This window comes from Agathobaculum faecis, from assembly GCF_014287995.1.
Taxonomy (GTDB): Bacteria; Bacillota; Clostridia; order Oscillospirales; family Butyricicoccaceae; genus Agathobaculum; species Agathobaculum ammoniilyticum.
Genome location: NZ_JACOPL010000026.1, coordinates 1 through 14,627, shown reverse-complemented (window position 1 = coordinate 14,627; position 14,627 = coordinate 1). Strand labels below are relative to the sequence as shown.

17 protein-coding genes are annotated in these 14,627 nt (G+C 56.9%); all 17 read left to right on the top strand.

From position 1 onward, the window contains the following. Window positions 1-215: 215 nt before the first annotated feature. The 17 genes from H8S45_RS14925 to H8S45_RS14845 all read left to right on the top strand — a co-directional run bounded on the left by H8S45_RS14925 (window position 216) and on the right by H8S45_RS14845 (window position 14,555). On the top strand, window positions 216-866 hold the full coding sequence (locus H8S45_RS14925) for a hypothetical protein (RefSeq protein ID WP_186950436.1): 651 nt from the start codon (window positions 216-218) through the stop codon (window positions 864-866). Beyond that, complete coding sequence (locus H8S45_RS14920) at window positions 863-1,018, top strand: hypothetical protein (RefSeq protein WP_186950435.1); 156 nt, start codon at window positions 863-865, stop codon at window positions 1,016-1,018. Before H8S45_RS14925 ends, H8S45_RS14920 begins: the two co-directional genes overlap by 4 nt. After that, window positions 1,015-1,326, top strand: a complete 312-nt coding sequence (locus tag H8S45_RS14915) for a hypothetical protein (protein WP_186950433.1) — start codon at window positions 1,015-1,017, stop codon at window positions 1,324-1,326. The genes H8S45_RS14920 and H8S45_RS14915 overlap by 4 nt, the downstream gene beginning before the upstream one ends. After that, window positions 1,323-1,721 carry a YopX family protein gene (locus H8S45_RS14910; RefSeq protein ID WP_186950431.1) on the top strand — a complete coding sequence of 133 codons (399 nt, stop codon included), beginning with the start codon at window positions 1,323-1,325 and terminating at the stop codon, window positions 1,719-1,721. Before H8S45_RS14915 ends, H8S45_RS14910 begins: the two co-directional genes overlap by 4 nt. Then, on the top strand, window positions 1,714-2,097 hold the full coding sequence (locus H8S45_RS14905) for a DUF5406 family protein (RefSeq protein WP_186950429.1): 384 nt from the start codon (window positions 1,714-1,716) through the stop codon (window positions 2,095-2,097). Before H8S45_RS14910 ends, H8S45_RS14905 begins: the two co-directional genes overlap by 8 nt. A 68-nt stretch (window positions 2,098-2,165) precedes the next feature. Next, window positions 2,166-2,594, top strand: a complete 429-nt coding sequence (locus H8S45_RS14900; RefSeq protein WP_186950427.1) for a hypothetical protein — start codon at window positions 2,166-2,168, stop codon at window positions 2,592-2,594. Window positions 2,595-3,180: 586 nt separating this feature from the next. Next, entirely contained in the window at window positions 3,181-3,828 is a 648-nt protein-coding gene (locus H8S45_RS14895) for a hypothetical protein (protein WP_186950425.1), read from the top strand. 41 nt (window positions 3,829-3,869) lie between these two features. After that, window positions 3,870-4,247, top strand: coding sequence for a terminase small subunit (locus H8S45_RS14890; protein ID WP_186950423.1), 378 nt, complete (start codon window positions 3,870-3,872; stop codon window positions 4,245-4,247). Window positions 4,248-4,414: 167 nt separating this feature from the next. Continuing rightward, window positions 4,415-5,905, top strand: a complete 1,491-nt coding sequence (locus H8S45_RS14885) for a PBSX family phage terminase large subunit (RefSeq protein ID WP_330603222.1) — start codon at window positions 4,415-4,417, stop codon at window positions 5,903-5,905. Further along, on the top strand, window positions 5,902-7,758 hold the full coding sequence (locus H8S45_RS14880; protein WP_186950419.1) for a hypothetical protein: 1,857 nt from the start codon (window positions 5,902-5,904) through the stop codon (window positions 7,756-7,758). Before H8S45_RS14885 ends, H8S45_RS14880 begins: the two co-directional genes overlap by 4 nt. Before the next feature lie 100 nt (window positions 7,759-7,858). Continuing rightward, window positions 7,859-7,999, top strand: coding sequence for a hypothetical protein (locus H8S45_RS14875; protein ID WP_186950418.1), 141 nt, complete (start codon window positions 7,859-7,861; stop codon window positions 7,997-7,999). 79 nt (window positions 8,000-8,078) lie between these two features. After that, a complete protein-coding gene (locus tag H8S45_RS14870) occupies window positions 8,079-8,909 on the top strand; it encodes a hypothetical protein (RefSeq protein ID WP_186950416.1) in 831 nt (276 codons plus the stop codon). Window positions 8,910-8,921: 12 nt separating this feature from the next. Continuing rightward, window positions 8,922-9,329, top strand: coding sequence for a hypothetical protein (locus H8S45_RS14865; RefSeq protein ID WP_186950414.1), 408 nt, complete (start codon window positions 8,922-8,924; stop codon window positions 9,327-9,329). Window positions 9,330-9,349: 20 nt separating this feature from the next. Then, complete coding sequence (locus H8S45_RS14860; RefSeq protein ID WP_186950412.1) at window positions 9,350-10,366, top strand: phage major capsid protein; 1,017 nt, start codon at window positions 9,350-9,352, stop codon at window positions 10,364-10,366. A 49-nt stretch (window positions 10,367-10,415) separates the two neighbouring features. Then, complete coding sequence (locus H8S45_RS14855; protein ID WP_186950411.1) at window positions 10,416-11,033, top strand: hypothetical protein; 618 nt, start codon at window positions 10,416-10,418, stop codon at window positions 11,031-11,033. Further along, window positions 11,034-12,914 carry a hypothetical protein gene (locus H8S45_RS14850; RefSeq protein ID WP_186950409.1) on the top strand — a complete coding sequence of 627 codons (1,881 nt, stop codon included), beginning with the start codon at window positions 11,034-11,036 and terminating at the stop codon, window positions 12,912-12,914. Window positions 12,915-12,917: 3 nt separating this feature from the next. Next, window positions 12,918-14,555: a hypothetical protein gene (locus H8S45_RS14845; protein ID WP_186950407.1), complete on the top strand. Its 1,638-nt coding sequence runs from the start codon at window positions 12,918-12,920 to the stop codon at window positions 14,553-14,555. Window positions 14,556-14,627: the final 72 nt, after the last annotated feature.

Here is a 14,627-nt window from a genome sequence, read left to right as displayed (position 1 = left end):
ATCCGTGGTTGTTCTTGGTGTCGGCCACGCGATGTGCGGATGAATGGAGGATGTTGAAATGAAGTGCATCTGTGGATACGAGCAAGACAAGCCATTTGAACAATATAAAAACTTCGTCCTGTTTGACATGATGAGCAATTTATACACAGTAGAGGCGCACAAAAATCTGTATATCTGCCCTAAATGCGGTACAGTAAAATTTGAGGAGGCCGACCATGAAGTTTCGGAGTAAGACGGGGGAAGTCGTACTTACCATTGATGAGGCATTAGAGCAGTTTTGCGATAGCAAAAAAGATTGCGACTATTGCGAGCTTCGGGAACTCGTGCAGCAATACGCAGGGACGAAGAAGCCGTGTCATGAATACGTAAGAGCCAACCCTTACGAAGCCGCCCGCCTGATGGGCTATGAGGTCGTGGAGGATGATAAAGTTGTCGAAATCGACCAGGTTAAAAAGGAGGAAACCAACATGGACAAGCCGAGAATTTGCGATGTGCTGGGGGTTGAAGTCAATGAAAATTTCAAGTTCAACGATTTTCCATTTGACGAATGCAAGGTTTATTTTGTCGGTACAGACGGAGAAATAATAAATGCTAAAGGTGGTTCGGTCACTGGCGGAGAACTGTGCTACATCATTAACAACCCCGACCGCATCATCCACAAGCCCCGCTGGACGGAGCAGGAGGTGGAGAGGGCGAAAGCGATCAAGGTACTGTACCCAGAGGCAGACAACCTCAATGAATGTGACCCGCAAATTAAGGTATTGAACACCAAATTTGTTATTGCAACGCTTGATACTGCTTTGTTTCCATCTCTCCGCCCCGGCGAATCTGTCAAGCTGGACGAGATCATCGGAGGTACGGAATGAGAGCTATAAAAGAAATAGAAGCTGATATTGAATTTTTACGAGAAGATTTGAAAGCGCTGCGCGCGCAAGGCTCACCGACCAGCGTTGCGATGTACGACCTCTTCGAATTATTTGATGAATTAGAAGAAGCGAAAAAGGCAGGTGCAGAATGAACGCAGTAGAAAACCAGGTGCGCGAGCTGGTCAAGGTCGAGCTGGCGGCGGCGAACGAGAAGTTTCCGCCGTTCCACTCGGCGCATGAGGGCTGGGCGGTACTCAAAGAAGAAGTAGAAGAATTAGAAACAGAGGCGGAGATGGCTGCGTCGACACTTACTGAGGCGTGGGTATTCATTAAAGACAATGACCAGGCAGCAAAAGACGAGATAAAATGGCTATGGCAATATGCTATAAACGCCGCCTGCGAGGCGATACAGGTCGCGGCGATGTGCCAGAAGTTTTTGGATATGGAGGACAAACAATGAGAGAGATCCTTTTCAAAGCAAGGCGGCTGGATAATAGAGAATGGGTGGAAGGGAGCTTGATTTCGTTTGCAGATGGAGGGCGAGCGATTTTACCATCTAAGAGTGCTGCGCTTTACAAGAAGGGCGCGTCTCTTTTTTCTACTGTAAATTGCCTTGAGGTTGCCCCCTCCACAGTTTGTCAGTATACCGGACTAACCGACAGGAACGGCGTGAAGATTTTTGAGGGGGACAAGCTGTATGACCCACACGAGAATATGATTTATACAGTAGGGTGGAGTGAAGAACAGGCGGTGTTTCAAATGAAATATAGTTGGCACAGAAAAAGTGTAGAAAGTGCGCATTACTGTGAAATCATCGGCTTCATCCACGACGGGGAGGGCGGACAGCATGAATAATCTTAAAAATTATAATCCAGTGCAGGGGAGAAACATCCATACAGTGCGTGTGACGTTTATGGATGGGGAATATACGGGACACATTGCATTTGAAGTCGGTGGCAATTGTCGTGGTTCGGATTTTCTGAATGATGATTTTCTCGAAGAAGATATGCAGGAAGAAATTGAACAATATGTAGAAAACGACTGTGATTTTCGTTTCCATGATGTTGAGGACGGTTATTTTACTGCAACCTTAGCCGACCCAGACGGAAATCTGCTTTATGTAGACGGAGATAGCGCGGATATGAGCAAACGGATTGTGCGCATTGAAATTGCAGGTGTGCGGCCGCAGGAGGAAGCAAAGAAAGCGTGGGAACAAGAACAAAGTGACTGACTACTCACCTGAAATGCTTGAAATGCTCGCGCGCAGAAGAAAATATGACGAGTGGAGGGGAGAAGAGATTGACCAAAAAGGAACTGTCGCAACTGTATTGGCTGAACAGGGAAATAGAGGAAGATAAACGGAAGCTGTCAGAGCTTGAGGCGGCAGCGGCAGACTGTACGGCAAAGATCACCGGACTGCCGCATGTGTCGGGCGTACATGATAAAATCGGTGACTTGGGTATCCTGATCGCCGAACAGAGGGACTTGATTAATCTCAAGGTGCGTCAGTCGGTAATAGAATATAACCGGCTGAATCGATACATAGCAAGCGTAGATGATGCGCAGATGCGGATGATTCTATCTTTGCGGTATGTGAATGGGCTGTCTTGGCAACAGGTGGCGTTTAGTATGGGTGAAACGGACGAGCAATATCCGAGGCGCAAACATAACGCATTTTTACGGAAAAGTGAAGTTGACGAAAAAGACGAAATAAATGTAGTACAATGATATTGAGCAAAGCCCCGAAGGGCTGAAACTCAAAAGCCTGAAATTCATGTTTTCCTCCTTTCTACTTTCTCGTCCGGCCGGTGCTGGGCGGGATATGCCCCCAAAGCTGCATGAGGCAGAGGGGGAGCCATAGTTTTTCCCGCGCCCGACGGGTCATTCGGGCAGAACAAGCAATCCGGTGCTGACTTATACGCCTTGTGCCCGCACAAGACAGAATTACAAGCACCGCCCTGCGATCCCCGAAGCTCTGCGTTCCATGCGGGGTACTGACGTAGGGGACGCGGGGATACGTCCCTAAGCCTGCATGAGGGCGGCGGGGCAAATCATATCGAGCTGCGGAACGCTCGATACCGCGTGCCAGCAGCGGGATATAAAAGTCTGGCTTGAACTGCCTGCACCTGCACAGCACGCAGGGCGAAATTTAGCGTAAACGCCGAAGCAGGGCAGGGCTGCGATATCTCTGGTAACTTAGTTTGTTGGGTGTATTGTGGATGCGCTTGATGCGCTTATTTATCATAAAATTGTGGCATGAGTGTTATAGCATATGGTATTATATTTATAGTTACACCATAGAAAGGAAACAGAGATGAAAGAACAAAAATGTGCGATTTGGATTTCAGCTTTTGCTACAGTGATATCAGTATGTAGTGCTATATTATTAAATATATTATATGTGGATTTTCTATGGGGGTCATTCTTTGTCAATCTGTCTCTTAGCGTTTTGGGTGGTAGTTGTTTCGCACTCCTTATTTCCATATCTTCATATAAAATTCATAAGAAAAATACTTTGGAAAATTTTATACATGAAACCAGAAATGCTATTATAGTAATTCAATCTATACCGAATAATCTACATGAATTATCGTACAGTGAAATATATGATACTATCCAGATTGTAGCATTACATGACGAATGGGAGCTTGGATGCGCTTATGCTGATATAGAATTTTTCTTTTTCGCAGAAAAACAGAGAAAAAGAATATATGAAGAAATATATTTTCCAGTACATAAGATATTAGAAGTGTGTCAGTATTATCACAGGGAGCTAAAAAGGGTTGGAACAGGATCAAGGCAATTTGCAAGGAGTCTGGAAAAGATTTGTTTCACACGATATGAAACAAACGGAATACGCTGCATAGAACGAAATATTGATCGTGTTTCTATAGCATTAAATGGATGGTTTTTTGATTTATACGAAGGAAAAAGACAAGACAATAGAAAGCCGCTATCCTGACGGGTGGCGGTTTTGTTTTGCGCAGATTGGGGGGTGGTGTTATGGCGAAAAGGCGCGGGCAGTCCAACCGGTACGGGGCGGACGAGATGCGGGAAAAGGTAGAGGAATATTTTGCGGAGACCGAGGCGGCTGGCAGGATGCCCAGTGTGGGCGGGCTGGCGCTGCATCTGGGTTTCAACAGCCGCACGGCGCTGCAGCGGTACATCGACGGGTCGGCGGCGGATAAGACGCCGCTGATAGATTGTGTGGACATTATCACGCGCGCGCGGTCGCGCATCGAGGAGGCAAACATACAGGCGCTCTATGACCGCGACAAAACGCGCGGCGCGCAGTTTGTGCTGCAAAACGGGTTCGGCTATACCGAAAAGCAGGAGATCAGGCACGATGCGGTGATCAATGTGCAGATCACGGACGAATGAGAGAGGCAGTGGTTTTGCATGCGGGCTAGAGCGCACTTGCAGAAATGTTGCCGAGACGTGCGCGGGGTATGGGCTTTTCGTGGGGAAATACCGAAGGGCGCGGCGGTCAGGCGCGCGGATACTGCAAAACACGGGTTTTATTCCATTGGGAGGTGGTACGCTTGCAGGTGAATATACCAAAGCGGGCGTTCAACACGGTGTATCTTCCGCTGCTGGACGACGAGCAGCACCGCTATATCGTGCTGTACGGCGGCGCGGGGTCGGGCAAGAGCGTGTTCGCGGCACAGCGGCTGATCGTGCGCATGATGAGCAAGCCGCTGTGCAATATCCTTGTGGTGCGCAAGGTGGGCGACACCAACCGCACCTCAACTTACGCGCTGCTGCGGCAGGTGATTACACGCTGGGGGCTGTATGGGCTGTTCGATGTGACCGACCTGCGGATCGTGTGCAGGGCGACGGGGAACGAGTGCATTTTCAAAGGGCTGGACGACCCCGAGAAGATCAAGTCCGTGACGTTCGCCAAGGGCGAGCTGACCGATATATGGATCGAGGAGGCAAGCGAGATCGAGGAGGCGGACTTCAACCAGCTCGATATACGCTTACGCGGCAGGGGGATACATGGGCAGATCACGCTTTCCTTTAACCCCGTCAACATCCTGCACTGGCTCAAGCGGCGGTTCTTTGACCGGAAGGACGGGCGGGCGGTGACGCTCAAGACGACCTACAGGGACAACGCTTTTCTGGACGAGGACTACAAGCGGACGCTGGAGGGCTACAAAACGACCGACCCCTACTACTACGAGGTATACTGTCTGGGGCAGTGGGGCGTGATCGGGCGGACGATATTCGACGCGCGGGCGGTCAACCGGCGTTTGAGAGAGCTGCGGCCGGCGGAGAAGCGCGGGTATTTTGCCTATGATACGTTTTACGACCCAGTATACAACGAGGTGCGCATACAGGACGGCACGATACGCTGGGTCGAGGCGGAGGACGGGTATATCTCCATCTACGAGGACAGGCGCGCGGGCGTGCCGTATGTGATCGGCGGGGACACCGCGGGCGAGGGCTCGGACTGGTTCGCCGGCCAGGTGCTGGACAACACCACGGGGCGGCAGGTCTGCACGCTGCGGCAGCAGTTCGACGAGGACCTGTACGCGAAGCAGCTATACTGTCTCGGCAGGTACTACAACGACGCGCTGGTGGCGGTGGAGGCGAATTTCAGCAGCTATCCGATCAAGGAGCTGCAAAGGCTGCGGTATCCACGGCAGTATGTGCGCACGGCGGAGGACAGCTACACCCGCCGGCCGATGGAGCGCTACGGGTTCAAGACCACCAGCGTCACGCGGCCGGTGATCATCGCGGGGCTGGTGGAGATCGTGCGCGAGAGCGTGGAGCTGCTGCACGACGCGGACACGCTGGGCGAGATGCTGACCTTTGTGCGAAACGAAAAAGGGCGCGCGGAGGCCGAGGAGGGCGCGCACGACGACTGCGTGATGGCGCTGGCGATTGCGTATTACGCGCGGACACAGCAAAGCACTGCTGCGGACAAGCCAAGGGGCGTGCGGGCAGAGTGGACGGAGGACATGTACGAGGACTACTGGAACGCCGACGAGGATGGACAGGCGTATCTGATACAGAAATGGGGCGATCCGTTTTGAAGAAGGACGAAGCGATATTACAGAAATGGCAGGAGCGGCTGCAAAAGGCGCGGCGGCAGTACGCGGCCGAGCTGGGCCGGATGGACGAGCGGGAGGCGCTCTACCGCGGCACGCACCAGATTGACCGGCCGCGCGGGAGCAAGGCGGAGGGCAAGCCGCAGGACGCGAACATCGCGCGCAACGTGGTGGCTGAGATCATCGAGGCCGAGGTGTCCAGCGACATCCCCACGCCCAAGGTGACGGCGCGGAACAGGGAGGACGAGGGGCTTGCCAAGACCATCGAGGACTACCTCCGGAACGAGCTGGACCGCCTGCCGTTCGAGCGGCTCAACGACCAGGACGAGCGCACGACCCCGACGCACGGCGGCGACCTGTTCCTGGTGGAATGGGACAACGAGGCGCGCACGCACACGACGCGGGGCGCGCTTTCCGTTACCCTGCTGCATCCCAAGCAGTTCATCCCGCAGCCGGGCGTATACAGCATCCCCGAGATGGACTATTTTTTCATCCAGCTTGCGCAGACCAAGGACTACATCAAGGCCAAATACGGCAGGGATGTGAGCGCGGAAAGCGAGGAGGAGCCGGACGCGCGCGGCTTTGAGGAGCCGGCCGTGGACGATCTGGTGACAGAGAACATCGGGTATTTCAGGAACCGAGAGGGCGGCGTCGGCCGTGTGGCGTGGTGCAACGATATTCTGCTGGAATACATGGACGACTATCAGGCGCGCAGGGTCAGGCGGTGCGCCAAGTGCGGCGAGGTCATGCAGGGCGACACCTGCGCCTACTGCAAGGGTACAAAGGGGGAGGAGAGCGTCGAACGGGCGTTCCCGCGCACGGACGGGAACGGGATACCGGTGGCAAAGACGGTCGTGGACGTGCGCGTGGACGAGTACGGCGTGCCGCACGAGACGGTGCGGGAAGAGAACGAGATGATACCCTACTACAAGCCCGACGTGTATCCGGTCGTGCTGCGGCGCAACGTGAGCGTTTTCGGGCAGCTTTTGGGGTCGTCCGACGTGGACATGATACGCGACCAGCAGATGCTGCTGAACAAGCTGGACAGCTCGATCGAGCAGAAGCTGCTCGGCGGCGGCTCCTATGTGACGCTGCCGAAGGGGCTGCAGATCAGGCGGACGGACGAACAGCTCAAGGTGATCGAGCTGAAAGACCCTGCGCAGAAAAACATGATCGACGTGCTGACGGTGCAGCCGGATATTTCCAAGGACATGGCCTACGAGGAGGCGACCTATCAGGCGATGCGCAACCTGATCGGCATAACCGATTCATTCCAGGGGCGCAGGGACGCGACCGCGACGAGCGGCACGGCAAAGGAGTTCGCCGCCGCGCAAACCGCGGGCCGCCTCGAAAGCCGCAAGGTGATGAAGAACGCGGCATATGCGGACCTGTTCGAGGTGATGTTCAAATTCCTGCTGGCGTATTCGGACGAGCCGCGGCCGATCGTGCGGCAGCAGTCGGACGGGAGCACGGCGTACAGCACCTTCGACAAGATGGACTTTCTCGCGTTCGACGACGCAGGGGAGCCGTACTGGAACGACGAGTTCCTGTTCAGCGTGGACCAGACCGCGCCGCTGGCGGGCAACCGCGAGGCGCTGTGGCAGGAGGCGCGGATGAACCTCGAAAAGGGCGCGTTCGGGAACCCTGCGGAATACCAGACGCTGCTTCTGTTCTGGACCATTATGGAGAACCTGCACTACCCGCTGGCGACCGAGGCCAAGCAGCAGGTACAGGGGCGCTTGCAGGAACAGCAGCAGATACAGATGCAGCAGATGGCGATGCAGCAGCTTCAAAATCAGACGATGGGAGGGGTGGCGAATGGTTTGCCCAGTATGTAAGATCGATACCCGCGCGGAAACTGTGGACGGGAAGCTCGTACTCGTATGCAAGAACCCGCAGTGTCCGAAATATAAGACCATCGTAAAGGAGGTGGGGTAAATGAAGAACGCAAAGGGATATGCCGGCAAGATTAAGAACACTGGCAGCATGTACGTCAAAGCGCCGTACGCGCAGGAGAAAGGCGGCAAGAAGCCGACCGTCAAGACCGGCGGCGACCTGAGAGCAAGCAAGGGCAAATAAACACGGCCACCCGAAAGGGTGGCTTTGTTATGCCCAAAATTCGCAGGGAACAGCGTAAAAATCCGGAAAGGAATCAGTTATGGAAGAAATTTTGACGGGAACCGAAGCAGTGGATACCACTCCGGCAGGCGAAAACGAGCAGGAACGCGCCGAACCTGCGCCCGATACGGCCGGACAAGGCGAAAACGGGCAGGGGACGGAGGAAATTCCGAACGCCGAACCTGCGCCGGCCGGACAGACACCCGAAGAGAACGCGGCGTTTGCCGCCGCGCGCCGCAGGGCGGAAGCGCAGGCCGCACAGCGCATGCAGGCCGAAAAGGACGCGCTCGTACAGCGCATGCTTTCCGGCCAGATCAACCCCTACACGAACCGGCCGTTCTCGACCGAGGCGGAGTACAACGACTACTTGCAGCGGTTCGAGGCGGAGCAGCGCGACCAGCAGCTGCAGCAGGCGGGGCTGGACGCAAACCTGCTCAACCGCATGATCGAGAACAATCCGGCGGTGCAGCAGGCGCGGCAGATGACCGCGCGGATGCAGCAGCAGGAGGGGCAGCGCGCGCTGGAGGCGCAACTTGCGGAGATCGCAAAGCTCGACCCGTCCGTGACGGACATGGCGACGCTGGTGAAGCACCCGAACTTTGCGGACTTTGACGCAAGGGTACGGCAGGGGTATTCCCTGATCGATGCGTTCAAGCTGGCCAACTACGACCAGCTGACCGGCAAAAAGGCGGCGGCCGCAAAGCAGCAGGCGCTCAACGCGGTGAACGGGAAAAACCACCTGAACGCCACAAAGGGCGCGGGAAGCGGGGAGGACATTGTGGTGCCGGAGGAAACGATGGAAAGCTACCGCAGGTTTTTCCCGAACTGGACAAAGCAGCAGATCATTGAGGACTACAAAAAACACAAGTAAAGGAGAATTTGCATGTTCAAAGTAGCATATCGGCGCGTGACGGACGTGGAGCCGTTCGTATATCCGGCCTGCCCGACCGGAGAAGGCGCGCTCGGGCTGGGTACGGCGGCGGTGCTGACCGCCGGCGTATTGGCAAAGTGCGGGGCGAGCGTAAAGCCGACCCATATTGTGATGGGGCCGCCGCGTGCGGACGGGACCTGCCCGGCGATCGGGGTGACGGAAAACACGGTTTTCGAGACGACCTCGACCGCGACGGTGGCCGAGACGGTGATCGGCTCGGCGGTGACGCTCGCCGCGGACGCACAGACCGTGACCGCGACGACCACGAGCGGTGTATTTAAGATTCTGGAGACCGACGGCGCGGCGACGGCATCGACCGTGCGCGGCGTATTTGTGGAGCCGCCCGCGGCGGCAGGCTGAGAAAAGGAGTGATAGAAACAATGGCAGGCATTATTTTTGCAGAGGGGACCGGCCTGAATGATTCGGTATTCGGCAAGTCCCAGGCGCCGATCAAGGCGATGATCGAGCATAATGTGGAGGCGTTCGAGAAGCAGTCCATGATCGACAAGATCTTCTACATGGACACCACGACCAACTACGCGGAGAAGTACACCTCCGAAACCTCGATGGGCGACTTTGAGGATGTGGGCGAGAACGGCGCGTACCCCATCACCTCGATCCAGGAGGGCTATTCCAAGGTGATCGAGCCGACGACCTGGAAAAGCCGCTTTGAGGTGACGCAGGAGATGATCGAGGACGCGAAGCTCGGCAAGATCAAGTCCCGCGCGAACATCTTCGGCACGAGCTACAACCGCACGCGCGAGAAGTTCGCGGCCGACATGCTGATCGGCGGCATGGGGACGGCCGTGACCATCGGCGGCAGGAAATACGACACCACCTCCGCGGACGGCAAGGCGCTGTTTGCAACCGACCATCCCTCCAAAACGCAGGGCGCGAAGGGCGCGCAGTCCAACCTGTTCAAGTATACGGCGGCGTCGGACAAGTTTACCGAGGTGCTGGACAGCGCGCAGGAGAGGATGCAGGACTTCCGCGACGACAACGGAAACCTGCTGACCGTTGCGCCGGACACCATCATCATCCCGAACAGCGGCGCGCTCAAGCGGAAAATCTTCGAGGCGGTAGGCTCCGACCTGGACCCCAACACCTCGAACAATGCGTTCAATTTCCAGGTGGGGCTGTGGAACGTGCTGGTTTGGAACTATCTGCCCAAGACGGTAAGCGGCAAGGAGTATTTCCTGCTGATGGACAGCAAGTTCAATCAGGATTACATGTGTCTGCCGTGGCTGGACCGCGTGAAGCTGACGGTCAAGAGCGCGATCGACGAGAACACGGACGCGAACACATGGTCGGGCCGCGCGCGCTTCGGCGCGGGCTTCAACAACTGGCGCTCGATCGCGCTGGTGGGCGATTCGCTGTCCAGCGGAACCGAGCTTTGACAGGGAGGGGGCGGGGCTTCCCGCCCTTTTCTTCTAAGGAGGGATGCGCATGACATGGGAAGAAATACAAAAGGCGGCGCTGGACAAGGTGTTTTCCCGCACGAATTACGGCGTTGAGGTGGCGCTCGATTCCGCGGACGTGGCCGACTATGTAAAGGCCATGCCAAAGGCGGCGCGCTTTGCGATGATCGATCTGGCCGAGGTCATGCCGATCTACCGCAGCGTGGAGCAGGAGCTTCCCGAGCGGGCGGACGGATACCGGCTGTTCCGCGTGCGGGAGCTGGCTCCGGATTTTATGCGCCTGTGCCCCGACCGGCTGACGGTGATGGGGAAAAGCAACACATTCCGGCGCATCAACGACTACCAGTTCGACGGGGACGACCTGCTGTATGTGCCGGGGAGCTACACCGGAACGCTGGTGATCTGGTACGAGGCGCTGCCGGAGGACATTGACGAGGATACGCCGGGCGAGACGACGTTCTCGCTCTCCGAGGAGGCGCAGCGGGCGGTGCCGCTGTATATCGCAAGCCAGATTTTCAAGGAAGACGACATATCCATGGCGGTGCAGTATTTGAACGAGTACGAGAACGTAAAGGCGATGCTGAACGCGCGGAGCAGCCAGACGGCCTCCGGCGGCGGCTTTACGTCGGTTTTGGGGTGGGTGTAAATGGCGGCGTATTCCATACCGGATTCCCCGAAGAAATACAAGACCGAGTATTCGCGTTTCAAGGGCGTGGACTTTTCCTCCAACCCGACGCAGATCGACGACAAGCGCGGCGCGGCCGGCACGGTAAACCTGATCTCCGACAGCGGCGGCTTCCCAGAAAAGCGCAAGGGCTGGCGCAGGCTGCAGGAATGCGAAGCGCCGGTAAACGGCCTGTACAGGGGGACGATCAAGGGGAAGGAATATTTCCTCGTACACGGCGGTACAAAGCTGTACCAGTGGACGGACAACTCGATCACGCAATTGAAAACCGGACTGAAAAACGCCAGGGGGACGGCGTTTTCGATGAACAACAAAATATATGTCCTGACGGGCGCGGAGTACCTTGTTTTTGATGGGAAAACCGTGAAAAACGTCACGGACGAGGCATATGTGCCGACAACGACGATCGCCAACAAGCCCACCGGCGGCGGGACCGCGTTCGAGGACGTGAACCTGCTTTCGCCCAAGCGGAAAAACGAGTTTTCCGGCGACGGGAGCACAAAGACCTACCAACTCGACACGACCGATATTGACAGCATCACAGAGGTCAAGGTGAACGACGAGGTTTGGGCATCCTCCAAATACAGCCTGGACAAGGCAAAGGGGCAGGTGACCTTTACCGAAGCGCCGCCCAGGCCGGCCGTGACGGGGGCGGACAACGTGACCATCACGTTCTCCAAGGCGGTGGACGGGTACGTGGACAAGATCACAAAATGCACGATCGCCGCGATTTACGGCGGCAAGTCGCAGGACAGGGTGTTCCTTGCCGGAAACCCAGACCAGCCGGACACGGACTGGCACTGTGAATCGAACGACCCGACGTACTTTTCCGACCTCTCCTACGCGACCATAGGCGCGGACGGCGCGCCGATCATGGGGTATTGCAGCATATCCGATTCCCAGGCGGTTTTTAAGGCGGACAACCGCTCCGACACAACGATATACTTCCGCGGCTACACGATCACAGACAAGAGCGTGCAGTTTCCGGTGCGGCGGGGCGCGACCGGCGCGGGGGCGGTGGCAAAGCAGGGCTTTGCCTACCTGCTGGACGACCCGCTGTTCCTGTCGAGGTCGGGCGTGTTTTCCCTGACAACGAACAACCTGACCGCGATGCAGGCGGTGCGCAACCGATCGTTCTATGTGGACGCGCAGCTGACCAAGGAGGCAAATCTGGAAAACGCCGTTTCGGTGGCGTGGAACGGGTACTATGTGCTTTGCGTGAACGGGAAGTGCTACATACTGGACGGAAACCAGAACCTTTCCTATAAGCCGCAGTCCTACGGCGATTATGTGTATGAGTGCTACTACTGGGACAACCTTCCGGCGGTGGCCTTTCTGGAATACCACGGGGCGCTGTATTTCGGAACTGCGGACGGAAAGATATGCAGGCTCAACACGGATATTGACGGGATGCAGGCATATTCGGACGGCGGGACGAAGGACGAGGACGGGCGCATCGTGGGAGGACGGGCGATCGTTGCGGAATGGCACACCAAGGCCGACGACGACGGGGATTTCATGACCTACAAGACCATGGTCAAGCGCGGCTCCGGCGTGATGCTCAAGCCCTATACGCGGTCGAGCGTGATCGTGTACGCCCGCACGGACAGGGATTTCGGACGGAAGATACGGGAAAGCCTGATGGATATTTTCGACTTCTGGGACATTGATTTCAGCCGTTTTTCCTTCCTGACGAACGATTCCCCGCAGGTGGTGCCGTTTAACTCCAAGGTGAAAAAGTACAAGACGCTGCAATTGATCGTGCGCAACGAGGGGCTGGATGAGGCGTTCGGCGTATTCGGCCTGATCAAGCGATACACAATCGGAACTTCGGTGAGGTGAAGCATGGGACTGACAGAACGAAAACTGACGGATTGGACGCAGCCGGTATCCAGCCTGGACGACCGGCCGCAGATGACCGCCTCCGCGCTCAAGGCCGCGTTTGATTCCAACACGAACCAGATAAAGCCCGCGCTCAACGGCGTGATCGACGACCTGACAGGCACGGGCGGCGCGGGAAACGTCGGCGTGGAGGCCATAACAGGGGTAACGGGCGTGAGCGTGCAGGCGATGCTTGCCTCGCTGAAAGCCCTGATCGACCTGTGCGATACGACAGAGGAAATAGACGGCAAGCTGGACCTGAAAGCGGACAAGACCACGACGGACAAGCTGGTAAAGACGATCACGCTTGACGCGGGAACCGGCGTATTCACAATAAAGACGGACGACGGAACGACGACGACCATTGACACCATGCTCGAAAAGATACCGGTATCCTGCTATCTGGATGGGCAGGAGTTTGTGCTGGTGCTGGACGACGGGACGGAGCAGCGCGCGGACCTATCGGCGTTTCTCACGCCGACGGAGTTTACGGATTCCCCGACGATTGATTTTTCGGTTTCCGGCGATACGGTGACGGCGGCGATTAAGGCCGGAAGCGTGACGCTGGAAATGCTGGAAAGCACGGTTATGGCAACGCTGGAAAGCTATAAAACGGCTGCGGAGAAAGCGGCCGCAAATGCCGCGGCGAGCGAGACGAACGCGGGAGCCTATCGGGATCAGGCGCAGCAGTCCGCATCAGCAGCAGCCTCGAGCGCAAGCGGGGCTGGAGCGAATGCGACGCTTTCCGAAAGCTGGGCGGTAGGCGGGACAGGGACGCGCGAGGGCGAGGACGTGAACAACGCGAAGCACTACGCGCAGCAGTCCGCCGCTTCGGCCACGACCGCCGGACAGAAAGCGGACGCGGCGATGGAACATGCGGACAGCGCAGAAACAAGCCAGAAAGCGGCGGAGGCAGCGGCGGCGCGCGCGGAACAGGCTGCGGAGGACGCGGAGGCGATTGTGGGCGGCGACTTCATCCCGAACAGCCAGAAGGGAGCGCCGGGCGGCGTGGCGACGCTGGGGGCGGACGGAAAGGTAGAGCCGGAACAGCTTCCCGCTGCGCTGGGCGCGGATGCGGTCACGGTTTCCGGCGGCGGTGAGCTTGACATGGAGGAAAGCCTTGGAGATGGCCCCTATGTGATTGAGTTTACCGAAGAATCCTCTTCCGGCGGCTCGGGCGGCATGACGGAGGAGGAAGCGGACGCAAGGTATCTCAAGCTCGCGGGCGGTACGCTGACGGGCGCGGTCGATATGGGCGGAAACGCTGTGACCAATCTGCCCGCGCCGGTAAATGACGGCGACGCGGCGAGAAAGGCTGATGTGGAAGCGGGAAAGCCCAAGGCGGCGCTTGTTTCCCTTCCGGCAGCAGGTTGGAGTGGAAGCGCGGCTCCATATACACAAAACGTAACGGTTTCCGGCATATCGGCAAATGAAAGTGCGCAGTTGATTCTTCCAATGCCCGCCGCAGCGAGTATGGCTGCATATAACGCGGCGGGTATTCAATGCACAGGACAGGCGGAGAATACGCTGACATTCCAGTGTCAGACCAAGCCTGCGGCGGCAATCAGTGTTTATGTGACCGTACAGGAGGTAAGAGCGTGATCCATAATCCGATCATAGTGGGCGAATCGACCAAAGGGCTGATGAAGTTTACGGCGCGGGTGAGCTATACCG